This is a genomic window from Streptomyces sp. NPDC008137, from assembly GCF_042957035.1.
Taxonomy (GTDB): domain Bacteria; phylum Actinomycetota; class Actinomycetes; order Streptomycetales; family Streptomycetaceae; genus Streptomyces.
Genome location: NZ_JBIBHN010000033.1, coordinates 1 through 13658, shown reverse-complemented (window position 1 = coordinate 13658; position 13658 = coordinate 1). Strand labels below are relative to the sequence as shown.

At 71.1% G+C, this 13658-nt stretch carries 14 protein-coding genes; 8 read left to right on the top strand and 6 right to left on the bottom strand.

Annotation, left to right across the window (positions count from 1 at the left end):
* Window positions 1–78: 78 nt before the first annotated feature.
* The 5 genes from ACFZBT_RS34440 to ACFZBT_RS34420 are packed head-to-tail and all read left to right on the top strand — an operon-like array spanning window position 79 to window position 5018.
* Window positions 79–1098: a substrate-binding domain-containing protein gene (locus tag ACFZBT_RS34440; protein ID WP_391112239.1), complete on the top strand. Its 1020-nt coding sequence runs from the start codon at window positions 79–81 to the stop codon at window positions 1096–1098.
* Window positions 1098–2174 (top strand): ABC transporter permease, encoded by a 1077-nt coding sequence (locus ACFZBT_RS34435; RefSeq protein WP_391112236.1) that lies wholly within the window; start codon window positions 1098–1100, stop codon window positions 2172–2174. Before ACFZBT_RS34440 ends, ACFZBT_RS34435 begins: the two co-directional genes overlap by 1 nt.
* A gap of 5 nt (window positions 2175–2179) precedes the next feature.
* Window positions 2180–3073: an ATP-binding cassette domain-containing protein gene (locus ACFZBT_RS34430; protein ID WP_391112233.1), complete on the top strand. Its 894-nt coding sequence runs from the start codon at window positions 2180–2182 to the stop codon at window positions 3071–3073.
* Window position 3074: 1 nt separating this feature from the next.
* Entirely contained in the window at window positions 3075–3977 is a 903-nt protein-coding gene (locus tag ACFZBT_RS34425; protein ID WP_391112231.1) for a TIM barrel protein, read from the top strand.
* An 18-nt stretch (window positions 3978–3995) separates the two neighbouring features.
* On the top strand, window positions 3996–5018 hold the full coding sequence (locus tag ACFZBT_RS34420) for a Gfo/Idh/MocA family oxidoreductase (RefSeq protein ID WP_391112228.1): 1023 nt from the start codon (window positions 3996–3998) through the stop codon (window positions 5016–5018).
* A 40-nt stretch (window positions 5019–5058) separates the two neighbouring features.
* On the opposite strand, the gene ACFZBT_RS34415 is transcribed toward ACFZBT_RS34420, so the two are convergent.
* From ACFZBT_RS34415 to ACFZBT_RS34400, 4 genes are all read right to left on the bottom strand, one after another.
* Entirely contained in the window at window positions 5059–6075 is a 1017-nt protein-coding gene (locus ACFZBT_RS34415) for a Gfo/Idh/MocA family oxidoreductase (RefSeq protein ID WP_391112225.1), read from the bottom strand.
* Window positions 6072–7076 (bottom strand): Gfo/Idh/MocA family oxidoreductase, encoded by a 1005-nt coding sequence (locus ACFZBT_RS34410; RefSeq protein WP_391112222.1) that lies wholly within the window; start codon window positions 7074–7076, stop codon window positions 6072–6074. Before ACFZBT_RS34410 ends, ACFZBT_RS34415 begins: the two co-directional genes overlap by 4 nt.
* A 121-nt stretch (window positions 7077–7197) precedes the next feature.
* Window positions 7198–7974 (bottom strand): oxidoreductase, encoded by a 777-nt coding sequence (locus ACFZBT_RS34405; RefSeq protein ID WP_391112219.1) that lies wholly within the window; start codon window positions 7972–7974, stop codon window positions 7198–7200.
* 8 nt (window positions 7975–7982) lie between these two features.
* Entirely contained in the window at window positions 7983–9140 is a 1158-nt protein-coding gene (locus tag ACFZBT_RS34400) for a phytanoyl-CoA dioxygenase family protein (RefSeq protein ID WP_391112216.1), read from the bottom strand.
* A gap of 108 nt (window positions 9141–9248) precedes the next feature.
* Here ACFZBT_RS34400 and ACFZBT_RS34395 point away from each other — a divergent pair, with 108 nt between their 5' ends.
* On the top strand, window positions 9249–10283 hold the full coding sequence (locus ACFZBT_RS34395; RefSeq protein WP_391112213.1) for a substrate-binding domain-containing protein: 1035 nt from the start codon (window positions 9249–9251) through the stop codon (window positions 10281–10283).
* 25 nt (window positions 10284–10308) lie between these two features.
* Window positions 10309–10920, top strand: a complete 612-nt coding sequence (locus ACFZBT_RS34390) for a TMEM175 family protein (RefSeq protein ID WP_391112210.1) — start codon at window positions 10309–10311, stop codon at window positions 10918–10920.
* Window positions 10921–10924: 4 nt separating this feature from the next.
* Here the strand turns inward: ACFZBT_RS34390 and ACFZBT_RS34385 are convergent, their stop codons facing one another.
* The gene (locus ACFZBT_RS34385; RefSeq protein WP_391112207.1) at window positions 10925–12088 is read right to left on the bottom strand and encodes a Gfo/Idh/MocA family oxidoreductase; all 1164 of its coding nucleotides are present in this window, start codon (window positions 12086–12088) and stop codon (window positions 10925–10927) included.
* Window positions 12089–12198: 110 nt separating this feature from the next.
* Between ACFZBT_RS34385 and ACFZBT_RS34380 the strand changes: the two genes are divergently transcribed.
* A complete protein-coding gene (locus ACFZBT_RS34380; RefSeq protein ID WP_391112204.1) occupies window positions 12199–13197 on the top strand; it encodes a substrate-binding domain-containing protein in 999 nt (332 codons plus the stop codon).
* Window positions 13198–13210: 13 nt separating this feature from the next.
* On the opposite strand, the gene ACFZBT_RS34375 is transcribed toward ACFZBT_RS34380, so the two are convergent.
* Window positions 13211–13555, bottom strand: a complete 345-nt coding sequence (locus tag ACFZBT_RS34375) for a cupin domain-containing protein (protein WP_033307796.1) — start codon at window positions 13553–13555, stop codon at window positions 13211–13213.
* Window positions 13556–13658: the final 103 nt, after the last annotated feature.

Sequence of the window (13658 nt, the reverse complement as noted above, 5' to 3'; positions counted from 1 at the left end):
CGTAAGGCTCCGGGACCACGGATCCCTTCGTGATCCCTCCCCTTTCCCCCGCAGTAGCACAGTGAGGTGCCAGGAAAGATGGACCGCTCTTCTCACCCCCGCTCCCGCAGAATCGCGCCCGTCGTCGCTATGGCCGCGGCAGCGGCCCTGACTCTCGCCGGCTGCTCCAGCAGTTCCGGGGGCAAGGAGGCCGAGGAAGGCGCAGCGAACGCCTCCGCCGGCAAGGCGACCACGCCGCGCATGACCGTCGCCCTCGTCACCCACCAGGCGCCCGGCGACACCTTCTGGGACACCGTCCGCAAGGGCGCCCAGGCCGCCGCGGACAAGGACAACATCAAGCTCATCTACTCCGCCGACCCGAACGCGGGCAACCAGGCCAACCTGGTCCAGAACGCGATCGACCAGAAGGTCGACGGCATCGCCGTCACCCTCGCCAAGCCGGACGCGCTCAAGGGCGTCATAGGCAAGGCCGAGAAGGCGGGCATACCCGTCGTCGGCCTCAACTCCGGCCTGAGCGACTGGAAGAACCTCAACATGCTGGAGTTCTTCGGCCAGGACGAGTCCGTCGCCGGCGAGGCCTTCGGCAAGAAGCTCAACGAGGTCGGCGCCAAGCATGCCCTCTGTGTCGTCCAGGAGCAGGGCAACGTCGGCCTGACCCAGCGCTGCGACGGCGTGGAGAAGACCTTCGAGGGCAAGCTCGACACCCAGAACGTCAACGGCACCGACATGCCGGGCGTGAAGTCGACGATCACCGCGAAGCTGAAGCAGGACCCGTCCATCGACTACGTCGTCACGCTCGGCGCGCCCTTCGCGCTGACCGCGGTGCAGTCGATCGGCGACGCCGGCAGCAAGGCCAAGGTCGCCACCTTCGACCTCAACAAGGACCTCATCAAGGCCATCAAGAGCGACGACATCCAGTTCGCCGTCGACCAGCAGCCCTACCTCCAGGGGTACCTGGCCGTCGACGGCCTGTGGCTGTACAAGAACAACGGCAACTACAGCGGTGGCGGTGAGCAGCCCGTGCTGACCGGCCCGGCCTTCGTCGACAAGTCGAACGTCGACAAGATCGGGGAGTTCGCCGCGAAGGGCACCCGGTGATGAGCATGACCCAGCAGGCCACGCCGGCGGTGGACACACCGCCGGCCCCCGGCCAGAAGCAGTCCGACGGCCGGACGCGGCAGCGGCCGCTGGCGCTGCGGCTGCTCGCCCGGCCCGAGGTCGGCGTCTTCCTCGGCGCCGTCGCCGTGCTCGTGTTCTTCCTCGTCGCGGCGCCGCCGGTGCGCGACGGCAGCTCGATGGCCAACATCCTGTACCAGTCGTCGACCATCGGGATCATGGCGCTGCCCGTGGCCCTGCTGATGATCGGCGGCGAGTTCGACCTCTCGGCCGGTGTCGCCGTGATCACCTCGGCGCTGACCGCGTCGATGCTCAGCTACCAGCTGACCCTGAACGTCTGGGTGGGCGTGATCGTCGCGCTGCTCGTGTCGCTCGCGATCGGCGCGTTCAACGGCTGGCTGCTGGTCAAGACCGGCCTGCCGAGCTTCCTGGTCACCCTGGGCACCTTCCTGATTCTGCAGGGCGTGAACCTCGCCGTCACCAAGCTGGTCACGGGCAACGTCGCCACCGACGACATCAGCGACATGGACGGCTTCACGCAGGCGCAGAAGATCTTCGCCTCGACGTTCGAGGTCGGCGGGGTCAACGTCAAGATCACCGTGGTGTATTGGCTGGTCTTCGCGGCCCTGGCCACCTGGGTGCTGCTGCGCACCAAGTACGGCAACTGGATCTTCGCCGTCGGCGGCAACAAGGGGTCGGCGCGGGCCGTCGGCGTCCCGGTGACCTTCACCAAGATCTCACTTTTCATGCTGGTCGGCTTCGGCGCCTGGTTCGTCGGCATGCACCAGCTGTTCTCGTTCAACACCGTGCAGTCCGGCGAGGGCGTGGGCGCGGAGCTCATCTACATCGCCGCGGCCGTCATCGGCGGCTGTCTGCTCACCGGTGGCTACGGCTCGGCGATCGGCCCGGTCTTCGGCGCCTTCATGTTCGGCCTGGTGCAGCAGGGCATCGTCTACGCCGGCTGGAACCCCGACTGGTTCAGGGCCTTCCTCGGCGTGATGCTCCTCGGTGCCGTCCTCATCAATCTGTGGGTCCAGCGCACGGCGACCCGGAGGTGACCGCAATGACCAGCGAAGCAACCGCCACCGACGAGGCCGCCACGAAGGACGCCGCTCTCGTCGAACTCAAGGGCGCCGGCAAGTCCTACGGCAACATCCGCGCCCTGCACGGCGTGAACCTCACCGTCCACCCCGGCAAGGTGACCTGCGTCCTCGGCGACAACGGCGCCGGCAAGTCCACCCTCATCAAGATCATCTCCGGGCTGCACCAGCACACCGAGGGCGAGTTCCTCGTCGACGGCGCACCGGTGCGCTTCTCCACCCCGCGCGAGGCCCTCGACAAGGGCATCGCCACCGTCTACCAGGACCTCGCCGTCGTCCCGCTGATGCCGGTGTGGCGCAACTTCTTCCTCGGCTCGGAGATGACCAAGGGCCCCTGGCCCGTGCGCCGTCTCGACATCGAGAAGATGAAGAAGACCGCGGACGAGGAACTGCGCGCCATGGGCATCGTCCTGGACGACATGGAGCAGCCCATCGGCACGCTCTCCGGCGGCCAGCGCCAGTGCGTGGCCATCGCCCGCGCCGTCTACTTCGGAGCCCGCGTCCTGATCCTCGACGAGCCGACCGCCGCCCTGGGCGTCAAGCAGTCCGGTGTCGTGCTGAAGTACATCGCCGCCGCCCGCGAGAAGGGCCTGGGCGTCATCTTCATCACCCACAACCCGCACCACGCCTACATGGTCGGCGACCACTTCAGCGTGCTGCGCCTGGGCACCATGGAACTCTCCGCGTCCCGCAGCGACGTCAGCCTCGAAGAGCTGACCAACCACATGGCCGGCGGCGCCGAACTCGCCTCCCTCAAGCACGAGCTGGCGCAGGTCCACGGCGTCGACGTCGAAGAGCTCCCCGAAGAGGGGGACCTCACCGCCCCCGTAGCAGCGTCCTCGGAAGGAAAGTCCTGACATGGCCCTCGCGCTCGACCGCATCCGGGTCGGCTCCGCCCCCGACTCCTGGGGCGTCTGGTTCCCCGACGACCCCCAGCAGGTGCCCTGGGTACGCTTCCTCGACGAGGTCGCCGAAGCCGGCTACTCGTGGATCGAACTCGGCCCGTACGGCTACCTTCCGACCGACCCGGCCCGGCTCACCGACGAGGTGACCAAGCGGAACCTCAAGGTCTCCGCCGGCACCATCTTCTGCGGTCTGCACCGCGGTCCCTCCGAGTGGGACTCCACCTGGGAGCAGGTCAGCAACGTCGCCGCGCTCACCCAGGCCATGGACGCCAAGCACCTCGTCGTCATCCCGTCCTTCTGGCGCGACGACAAGACCGCCGAGATCCTGGAGCCGCCGGAGCTCACCACCGAGCAGTGGCGCAACCTCACCACGGGCATGGAGCGCCTCGGCCGTGAGGTGAAGGACAAGTACGGCCTGGACATCGTCGTCCACCCGCACGCCGACACCCACATCGACACCGAGGAGCACGTCGAGCAGTTCCTCGACTCGACCGACTCCGACGCGGTCAACCTCTGCCTCGACACCGGGCACTACGCCTACTGCGGCGGCGACAGCGTCAAGCTGATCGAGACGTACGGCGAGCGCATCGGCTACCTCCACCTCAAGCAGGTCGACCCGGAGATCCTCGCCGACGTGGTGAAGAACGAGGTGCCGTTCGGCCCCGCCGTGGCGCGCGGTGTGATGTGCGAACCGCCCGCCGGTGTCCCCGAGCTGGGCCCGGTCCTGACGGCCGCGCAGAAGCTGGGCGTGGACCTCTTCGCCATCGTCGAGCAGGACATGTACCCCTGCGAGCCGGACAAGCCGCTGCCGATCGCGGTGCGCACCCGCAAGTTCCTGAGGTCCTGCGGCGCCTGACGACCCGAAAGGACGGCCATGACTGAGCGCGCCACCACCCTCGGAGTCGCGGTCATCGGTACCGGAAGGATGGGCGCCGACCATGTGCGCCGCCTCCACGAAGTCACCAGCGGAGCACGGGTGACAGCCGTCGTGGACGTCGACGCGGAACGCGCGAAATCCGTCGCCGCCCGCGTCGACGGCTGCACCCCCTACACGGACCCGGCCGCCGCGATGGCGGCGGCCGACGTCGACGCCGTCCTGATCGCCTCACCGGGCCCGGCCCACGAGGCCACGCTGCTCGCCGCCTTCGAGCACGATCTGCCCGTCCTGTGCGAGAAGCCGCTCACCCCCGACGCGGCCTCCGCCCTGCGCGTCCTCGAAGCCGAAACGCGTCTCGGCCACCGCCGGGTCCAGGTCGGCTTCATGCGCCGCTACGACCCCGAGTACGTGAAGCTGAAGGCCCTGCTGGCGACCGGCCAGCTCGGCCGCCCGCTGATGGTGCACAACCGGCACCGCAACGCGGCCAGCCCGCCCTTCTTCACCAGCACCATGCTCGTCACCGACTCCGTCGCCCACGAGGCCGACGCGACCCGCTGGCTGCTCGGCCACGAGATCACGGCCGTCACGGTGCTGCGCCCGACCCCCTCCGACAACGCCCCCGACGGACTGCGCGACCCGCAGTTCGTCGTCTTCGAGACCGACGGCGGCGCCCTCTCCGACGTGGAGATCTTCGTCAACTGCGGCTTCGGCTACCAGGTCCAGGCCGAGGTGGTCTGCGAACGCGGCACCGCCCGCGTCGGCGACGGCCACGCCCTGGTCACCAACATGGCCGGCCGCTGGGGCGGCACCATCGCCCAGGACTTCACCGAACGCTTCGAGACGGCCTACGACCACGAGATCCAAGCCTGGGTCGACGCCACCCGGCGCGGCGAGGTCACCGGCCCGGGCGTCTGGGACGGCTATGCCGCGGCGGCCGTGTGCGAGGCGGGCGTACGGGCGCTGGAGGACGGCGGACGGGTGGAGGTCGAGCTCGTCGGGAAACCCGCTCTGTACGCGTGAAAGGGCCCGGGGTCGCACCCCGGGCCCTTTCGGCCGTCCTTCAGATCCTGGTACGCGGCCGGGCCTCGAAGCCGGCCTCCAGGTAACAGGCGTCGATGAGCTCCATGGTCGTCACCGCGTCGTCCGCGTCCAGCGGCAGCGGAGCACCGTCCCGCACCCGGGCGGCGAACGCCTCCAGCTGGTACGTGTACGACGAGCGCGTCCCGAGCCGTTCCGTGCGCTCGCCCTCCGGGGTGCGGACCACGATCCGGTCGTCCAACTGGGGCAGCACGAAGTTCGGGGCCGTCGCCTCACCCCGGGAGCCGACGACCCGGATGCTCATCTCCAGCCCGTCGTACGCCATGTGGCAGCGGGCGGAGCCCGTCGCGCCCCCGGGGAACTCCAGATCGGCGTCCAGCCACTCGTCGACCCCGGGCGCGCCCGCCCGCTCCCCGCCCCGGGCCCCGGCGAGACGGGGCCCGCCGCCCGCCCAGGGGGCGAGCATCCGCAGCGCGTGCAGGCTGTAGCAGCCCAGGTCCATCAGGGCGCCGCCGGCCAGCGGCAGCGACCAGCGTGGGTCGGCGTCCGGCGGGGCCGCGATCGCGACCAGGGCCTCGGCGTGCCGCAGTTCGCCGAGTTCGCCCGAGGCCAGCAGCTCGTGCAGACGGCGGGTGACCGGGTGGAAGAGGTAGTGGAAGGCCTCCATGAAGACCGTCCCTGCCTTCTCGGCGGCCCGCCGTACCTCGGCCGCCTCCTCGGCGTTGCTCGCCGACGGCTTCTCCGACAGGACGTGCTTGCCGGCCGCGAGGGCGGCCACGTTCCACGGGCCGTGCAGGCCGTTGGCGAGCGGGTTGTAGACCACGTCGACCTCGGGATCGGCCACCAGTTCGGCGTACGACCCCGCCACCCGCTCCACACCGTGCTCGGAGGCGAACGCCTCGGCGCGGGCACGGTCGCGGGCGGCCACCGCGACGAGACGGTGGCCGGTCGCCCGGGCCGGGTCGATCAGGGAGCGTTCGGTGATCCGCGCGGCCCCCAGCACACCTATGCGCAGGGGTTCCCGGCCCTTCTCGCTCATGCCTGCCGTACCTCCTCGATGGTCACGGGACGGTGCTCGTGCAGCGACAGGGTGCACGCGTCGGCGATCCAGCCCGCCTCCAGGGCGTCCTCGATCGTGCAGGGGGAGGGGCGGGTGCCGGCGACGACCTCGGTGAACGCGGTCAGTTCGGCGCGGTAGGCCTCGGTGAAGCGGTCCATGAAGAAGTCGTGCGGGGTGCCCGCGGGGAAGGTCACGCCCGGTTCGACCGAGCGCAGCGGCAGCTTGTCCTCCAGGCCGACGGCGATGGAGTCGGTGAAGCCGTGGATCTCCATGCGGACGTCGTAACCACGGGCGTTGTGGCGGGAGTTGGAGACCACCGCGATCGTGCCGTCGTCGAGGGTGAGGATCGCGCCGGTGGTGTCGGCGTCGCCGGCCTCCTTGATGAAGTCCGCGCCGCGGTTGCCGCCCACGGCGTACACCTCCGTCACCTCACGGCCGGTCACCCAGCGGATGATGTCGAAGTCGTGCACCGAGCAGTCGCGGAAGATCCCGCCGGAGGCGGCGATGTACGCGGCCGGCGGCGGCGCCGGGTCCAGCGTGGTCGACCGCACGGTGTGCAGCGTGCCCAGCTCACCGGCCTGCACGGCGGCGCGCGCGGCCACGAACCCGGCGTCGAAACGACGGTTGTAGCCGATCTGGATCGGTACGTCCCGGCCCCGGACGGCCTTGAGCACCTCGACGCCCTCGCTCATCGTCCTGGCCACGGGCTTCTCGCAGAAGACCGGGACACCGGCCTCGACCCCGGCCAGGATCAGCGCCGGGTGGGCGTCGGTGGCCGCCGCGACGACGATGCCGTCCACGCCGGCGGCCAGCAGGGCCTCGGGCGAGTCCACGACCTCGGCGCCGAACCGCTCGGCCGCGGCCTTGGCGGCACCCGCGAAGGGGTCGGTGACGACGAGCGACTCGACGGCGTCGAGCCCGGAGAGGGTCTCGGCGTGGAAGGCGCCGATACGGCCGAGGCCGAGGATTCCGATACGCATGGGTATTGCTCCTAGAGGTAAACAGAGGGTGGTGCTACGCCCCTTCTTTTGGGGGCGCGGGGAACTGCGCGATCAACCACAACGGCGCCGCACACGACCAACGACAGTGCGCGGCACATCCTCAGTCGAGTCCGCCGAGCACGTTCTGATCCCAGTCGATGATCGACCCGGTGACCACCCCGGACCGGTCCGACAGCAGGAACACCACGAAATCGGCGATCTCGTCCGGCTGCCCCAGCTTGCCCATCGGCAGCTTCGCGGCGGCTTCTTCCCGCCAGTCGTCCCCCGCCCCGTGGAACGCCTTCTGCGTCGCGTCCTCGCCCTCCGTCGCGGTCCAGCCGATGTTCAGCCCGTTGATCCGGACCCGGTCCCACCGGTGCGCGTGCGCGGCGTTGCGGGTGAGCCCGATCAGCCCCGCCTTCGCGGCGACGTACGGCGCGAGGAACGGCTGCCCGCCGTGTGCCGACGAGGTGATGATGTTGACGACCGTGCCGGGCGCCTCGCGCGTGACCATGTCCGCGACCGCCGCCTGCATGGCGAAGAACGGTCCCTTGAGGTTGATCCCGATGTGCTGGTCGAACAGCTCGGGCGTGGTGTCCAGCAGCGTCCCGCGGGAGGTCAGCCCGGCCGAGTTCACCAGACAGTCGACGCGGCCGTACGCCTGGACGACCCGGGCCACGGAGGCCTTCGCCTGCTCGGCGTCCGACAGGTCGGCCCGTACGTACAGGGCCTTGCCGCCTCCGGCGATCAGCTCTTCCACCAGGGCCTCGCCGGGTTCGGGGCGCCGCCCGGTGACGGCCACGACCGCCCCCTCGCGGACCGCGGCCCGCGCTATGGCCGCGCCGACCCCCTGGCTGCCGCCGTTGACCAGGACGACCTTGTCGTCGAGAAGTCCCACAGGTTTCCTCAGCTCTCTCGCCGTTCGGTACCGGCCCGCAGCTCCGCACGGAGCGCCTCCGGTGTCCACTTCTCACGCAGCGCCCGCCGCAGCACATCCGCCTGTGAGGGCGGGGCCAATCCGTCGACCGGCGGGTCGCTGTCGAGGTTGGTGGGGAAGGGGTAGCCCTCGGCGCTCGCCGCGATCACCCGGTCCAGCCACGCCTCGTCGGCACCCTCGGCCCGGCGCTCGATCAGCACCGGGTACACGGCGTTGGTCACGGCCTCCCGGTCCACCGTCTCCATCGCCCGACCGAACGCCGATGACACCTGCAGCAGGTTGGCCATGCGCCGGATGTCCGCCGAGCGGTTGGTGCCGGCGGCGTGGAAGAGGGCCGGGTTGAAGAACACCGCGTCGCCCTTCGCGAGCGGCAGCTGCACCTGGTGCGCCTCGAAGTACGCCCGGAACTCGGGGAGCCGCCAGGCGAGATAGCCCGGCTGGTACTTCTGGGAGTGCGGCAGGTACATCGTCGGCCCGGACTCCACCGGCATGTCGCAGTGCGCGACCGCGCCCTGGAGGGTCAGTACTGGGGAGAGGCGGTGCACGTGCGCGGGGTACGCGGCGGCGGCCTCGTTCGACAGGAAGCCCAGGTGGTAGTCGCGGTGCGCGCTCTGCGCGGCGCCGCCCGGGTTGACCACGTTGAGCTGGGAGGTGACCTGGTAGCCGGGACCCAGCCAGGCCGTGGCGACCAGCGCCAGCACCTCGTTGGCGTAGTAGTCGGCGAAGGCCTCCGCGTCGTACAGGGCCGCCTTCTCCAGCGCGTTCCACACCCGGTCGTTGGCGCCCGGCTTCGCGAAGTGGTCACCGGCCGTCGCACCCGACGCGCGCTGCTCGGCGATCAGGGCGTCGAACACGGCGGTGGCCCGGTCCACGACGTCCGGGTCGGGAAAGGCGCCGCGGAAGACGACGATGCCGGGACCGTCGGCGAGTGCCCGGGACAGCTCGGCCTGGACCACCCGGTCACCCTCCAGCAGTCCGGTGTCGTAGACCGGCACGTTCCGCTCCACGGCGGAGGCGTGCGGATAGTCGGCGGGGTCCGTCCCCTGCTCGACCAGTACGCGGAACGCGTCGAGATCGCAGTCCTGCTCGGACAGCCAGGCACGGTGGTGTACGGAAGTGAAGGACATCGTCGTCCCTTCGGGGTCACGGAGCGACGCAGCCCTGCCATTCTTGTCAGTACAAACCCCTCGAACAACCAGCAGTCAGCCATCAAAAACCCCTCAAGGAGCCGGCGCATGGGCCACCCCTTCCCGATCCGGGAGATCGCCCGTCAGGCGGGACTGAGCGAGGCGACCGTCGACCGGGTGCTCAACGGCCGGGGCGGGGTGCGGGAGAGCACCGCGCGGGAGGTGCGCCGCGCGATCGCCGACCTGGACCGGCAGCGCACCCAGGTCCGGCTCGTCGGCCGGACGTTCATGGTCGACATCGTGATGCAGGCGCCCGAGCGCTTCACCACGGCGGTCCGCGCCGCCCTGGAGGCCGAGCTGCCGTCCCTGCACCCAGCCGTGCTGCGCTCCCGCTTCCACTTCCGCGAGACCGGCCCGGCCGGGGAACTGGTGCGGACCCTGGACCGGATCGCCCGGCGCGGCTCGCAGGGCGTCATCCTCAAGGCCCCGGACGTCCCGGAGGTCACCGCCGCCGTCGGCCGGCTCGATGCCGCCGGCATCCCGGTTGTGACCCTGGTGACCGACCTGCCTGCAAGCGCCCGCCGTGCGTATGTCGGTATAGACGACCGGGCGGCGGGGGCGACGGCCGCGTATCTGATGGGGCAGTGGCTCGGCGACCGTCCGGGCAACGTCCTCACCAGCCTCAGCAGCGGCTTCTTCCGCAACGAGGAGGAGCGCGAGATGGGCTTCCGCGGCGGGATGCGCGCCCGGCACCCCGAGCGCGCGCTGGTCGAGATCGCCGAGGGGCAGGGCCTGGACGCCACCCAGTACGACCTGGTGCGGGCCGCGCTGGAACGCGACCCGGAGATCCGCGCGGTGTACTCGATCGGCGGCGGCAACATCGCCACGCTCAGGGCGTTCGACGACCTCGGCCGCGAGTGCGCCGTGTTCGTGGCGCACGACCTCGACCACGACAACACCCGGCTGCTGCGCGAGCACCGCCTGTCCGCCGTGCTCCACCACGACCTGCGCCAGGACGTACGCGAGGCCTGCCACACCGTCATGCGGGCGCACGACGCGCTGCCGCCGGCCGGACCGACCCTGCCGTCGGCGATCCAGGTGGTGACGCCGTACAACATGCCGCCGCAGGCCCCGGGTGTGTGAGGCGGGGTGCCTTACCGTCGTGCCCATGTGGACATCGCGCCCGGACGGCGGGCCCGACCGGTTGCTGACGCTCGCCGACGGCGTGTTCGCCATCGCCATCACACTGCTGGTCCTGGACCTCTACGTACCGCGCGGCCTTGACGCGGCCCAGTACGACCAGGCGCTGCGCCGACTGCTCCCGGATCTCGGGGCCTACGTGCTCAGCGTCACGGTGCTCGGCAGCTTCTGGCACGACCATCGCAGGATCTTCCGTGATGTGCGGGAGGTCGACGGACAGGTGATCACCCTGTGCATCGCCGGACTGGGGGTCGCGGCCCTGGTGCCCTTTCCGACCAGGCTGCTCGCGGAGTACGGCGACGAGCCCGTCTCGGTCGCCGTCTACGCGGCGGCGGTCGCCGCGATGGGCGCCGCCCACCTGGCGCTCGCCGCCCTCCTGGCCAGACGCCCCTGGCTCCGCCACGGCACGTCATCGGAGGCCGGTACCACGCTCTACCTCGTCGACAGCGCCACGATGGTGGCGGTGTTCGCCGTGACCGTGCCGCTGGCCGTGGTGGTGGGGTCGCACGCCATGTGGCTGTGGCTCGGCCTCGTCCCGGTGAGGTTCCTCCTCGGCCGCCGCCTCCAGAAGCAGGCCTGAGACGTCACGCCCCCGCGGACACGTCCGCCCACGCACCACTGGCCGCCGACCGCGCCATCGCGTCCAGCGCGGCGGCGCTGTGCACGGCGTCCGTGAGCGTCGCCCCGTGCGGGGTGCCCTCGGCGACCGAGCGCAGGAAGCGGTACGCCTCGATGACCTTCAGGTCGTCGTACCCCATCGAGTTCGCCGCCCCGGGCTGGAACGCGGCGAACTCGCCATGGCCCGGGCCGACGTACACCGTGGTGACGGACTGGTCCTGGTACGTCGTGCCGCGGCTGACGCCCAGTTCGTTCATCCGGCGGAAGTCCCAGAAGACGGCGCCCTTCGTGCCGTGCACCTCGAAGCCGTAGTTGTTCTGCTCGCCGACTGACACCCGGCAGGCCTCCAGGACACCGCGCGCCCCGGAGGCGAAGCGCAGCAGGCAGCTGACGTAGTCCTCGTTCTCGACGGGGCCGAGTTCCCCGCCGGAGGCGCGGCTGTGGCCCGCCGTGGCGCCGGTCGGGCGGGCCCGCTCGGGCAGGAAGACCGCGGTGTCGGCGGTGAGGGAGGTGATGTCGCCGAGCAGATGCCGGGCCAGGTCGGTGCCGTGCGAGGCCAGATCGCCCAGCACCCCGCTGCCGCCCCGCTCCCGCTCGTACCGCCAGGTCAGCGCGCCCTCGGGATGAGCCGCGTAGTCGCTGAACAGCCGGATGCGGACATGGGTGACCGTGCCGATCTCCCCGGAGGAGATCAGCTCACGCGCCGCCTCGACGGCGGGCGCGTTGCGGTAGTTGAAGCCGACGGCGCCCTGCACACCCGCCTTGGCCACCGCGTCCGCGACCGCGCCGGCGTCCTCGGCGGTCAGTCCCACCGGCTTCTCGATCCAGATGTGCTTGCCCGCCCCGGCCATGGCGACGCCGATCTCGCGGTGCAGGAAGTTCGGCGCGGTGATGCTGACCGCCTTGACCCGAGGGTCGGCGGCCACCTCGCGCCAGTCGCGTGTCGTCGAGGCGAACCCGAACCGCGCGGCGGCCTCCTCCGCCCGGCCCGGCACCTCCTCGGCGACCGTCACCAGCTCCGGGACGAGGGGCAGTCCCGGGAAGTGGTGCCGCACGCGCGCGTACGCCTGGGTGTGCACCCGCCCCATCCAGCCGAATCCGATGACGGCGACGCCGAGCGTGTCCACCATGAGAGCCCCTCTTTGGACCGTTCCAGAAACTGTCCAGCCCACCCTGAGCGCGGTTTCCCGTGCCTGTCAACCCTTTGACAAGCCGTGGACCCGCATGGAACGGTCCATACATGAGACCGCCGACGATCCGCGACGTGGCCGAACGCGCCGGAGTCTCCAAGTCGCTGGTCTCCCTGGTGCTGCGCGGCTCCGACCAGGTACGCCCCGAGAGACGGGACGCCGTGCTCCGGGCCGCCCAAGAGCTGGGCTACCGGCCCAACGCCGCCGCCCGCAGCCTCAGCGAGCAGCGCACCCGCACAGTCGGCGTCCTCCTCAACGACCTGCGCAACCCCTGGTTCGTCGACCTCCTCGACGGCCTGAACTCCCTGCTGCACGCCAACGGCCTGCACATGCTGCTGGCCGACGCCCGTCTCAACCGCCGCACCGGCCAGGACCCCGCCGACCCCCTGCTGGACCTGCGCGTCGACGGCCTGGTCGTGGTCGGCACGCTGCCCGACCCGGCGGCCCTCGGCGCGGTGGCCGAGCAGATCCCGGTCGTACTGGCCGGCTCCCGCGAACCGGCCCCGCCGGGCGTGGACGTGGTGGCGGGCGACGACGAGCGGGGCGCCCGCCTGGCCGCCGAGCACCTGATCGGCCTCGGGCACCGCCGTATCGCGCACATCGCCGGCTACGGCGCGGTGGGCGAGCTGCGGCGCGGCAGCTTCGAGGCGACCATGCTCCGGCACGGCCTGGCGGAGCGGGCGGTGGTCGAGCCGAGCGACATGACCGAGGAGGGCGGCTACCGCACGACCGTCCGGCTGCTCAGCGGCCCCGAACGGCCCACGGCCGTCTTCGCCGTCAACGACATGGCCGCCATCGGCGTGCTCTCGGCGGCCGAGGAACTGGGGCTGCGGGTCCCGCGCGACCTTTCCGTCGTCGGCTACGACAACACGAGCATCGCCCGGCTGCGGCACGTGTGGCTCACGACGGTCGACAACACGAGCCACGAGGTCGGCCGCCGCGCGGCCCGCTGCCTCCTGGAGCGCTTCGAGGGGCCCGGCGGAGCGGGCCGGATCCAACTGGCCACGCCGACCCTGGAGATCCGGGGGTCGACGGCCCCGGCGCCCTGACCGCTCACCTCGCTCAGAGGTTGATCGCGTACGCCTTGCGCAGCGTCTCGTGGACCGTCCACGTCGTACGGTCGCCCTCGCGCAGGACGGCCAGGTCGCCGGGCCCGACCGTGAGGGTCGGCCCGCCCTCCACCTCGATCGTCGCCGAGCCGCTGATCACGACGAACAGTTCGTCGGCCTCGGTGTCGGTGACCACGCCGGGCGTGATCTGCCAGACGCCCCGGACCTGACGGCCGTCCTCCGACTCCCAGACGACCTTGCCAGTGACCTCGGGCGTTCCGGAGACGATCTGCTCGGGCGCGAGGGGCTCGGGTTCGAGCTCGGCGTCGGGGATGTGGACTACGAAGCTGTGCGTCATGCGGCGACCCTAAAGGGTGTTGCAGAAGGCTTGGTGGCGGGCATCTTGCCTGTATGGGTGGGGTGTTGAGGGCTGAGCCGGTGTGGGTGGAGACGTTCACCGG

Excerpts from the sequence above, each read along its gene's own strand:
- ACFZBT_RS34440 (WP_391112239.1), top strand. The coding sequence starts at position 79 with ATGGACCGCTCTTCTCACCCCCGCTCCCGCAGAATCGCGCCCGTCGTC.
- ACFZBT_RS34435 (WP_391112236.1), top strand. The coding sequence starts at position 1,098 with ATGAGCATGACCCAGCAGGCCACGCCGGCGGTGGACACACCGCCGGCC.
- ACFZBT_RS34430 (WP_391112233.1), top strand. The coding sequence starts at position 2,180 with ATGACCAGCGAAGCAACCGCCACCGACGAGGCCGCCACGAAGGACGCC.
- ACFZBT_RS34425 (WP_391112231.1), top strand. The coding sequence starts at position 3,075 with ATGGCCCTCGCGCTCGACCGCATCCGGGTCGGCTCCGCCCCCGACTCC.
- ACFZBT_RS34420 (WP_391112228.1), top strand. The coding sequence starts at position 3,996 with ATGACTGAGCGCGCCACCACCCTCGGAGTCGCGGTCATCGGTACCGGA.
- ACFZBT_RS34415 (WP_391112225.1), bottom strand. The coding sequence starts at position 6,075 with ATGAGCGAGAAGGGCCGGGAACCCCTGCGCATAGGTGTGCTGGGGGCC.
- ACFZBT_RS34410 (WP_391112222.1), bottom strand. The coding sequence starts at position 7,076 with ATGCGTATCGGAATCCTCGGCCTCGGCCGTATCGGCGCCTTCCACGCC.
- ACFZBT_RS34400 (WP_391112216.1), bottom strand. The coding sequence starts at position 9,140 with ATGTCCTTCACTTCCGTACACCACCGTGCCTGGCTGTCCGAGCAGGAC.
- ACFZBT_RS34395 (WP_391112213.1), top strand. The coding sequence starts at position 9,249 with ATGGGCCACCCCTTCCCGATCCGGGAGATCGCCCGTCAGGCGGGACTG.
- ACFZBT_RS34390 (WP_391112210.1), top strand. The coding sequence starts at position 10,309 with ATGTGGACATCGCGCCCGGACGGCGGGCCCGACCGGTTGCTGACGCTC.
- ACFZBT_RS34385 (WP_391112207.1), bottom strand. The coding sequence starts at position 12,088 with ATGGTGGACACGCTCGGCGTCGCCGTCATCGGATTCGGCTGGATGGGG.
- ACFZBT_RS34380 (WP_391112204.1), top strand. The coding sequence starts at position 12,199 with ATGAGACCGCCGACGATCCGCGACGTGGCCGAACGCGCCGGAGTCTCC.
- ACFZBT_RS34375 (WP_033307796.1), bottom strand. The coding sequence starts at position 13,555 with ATGACGCACAGCTTCGTAGTCCACATCCCCGACGCCGAGCTCGAACCC.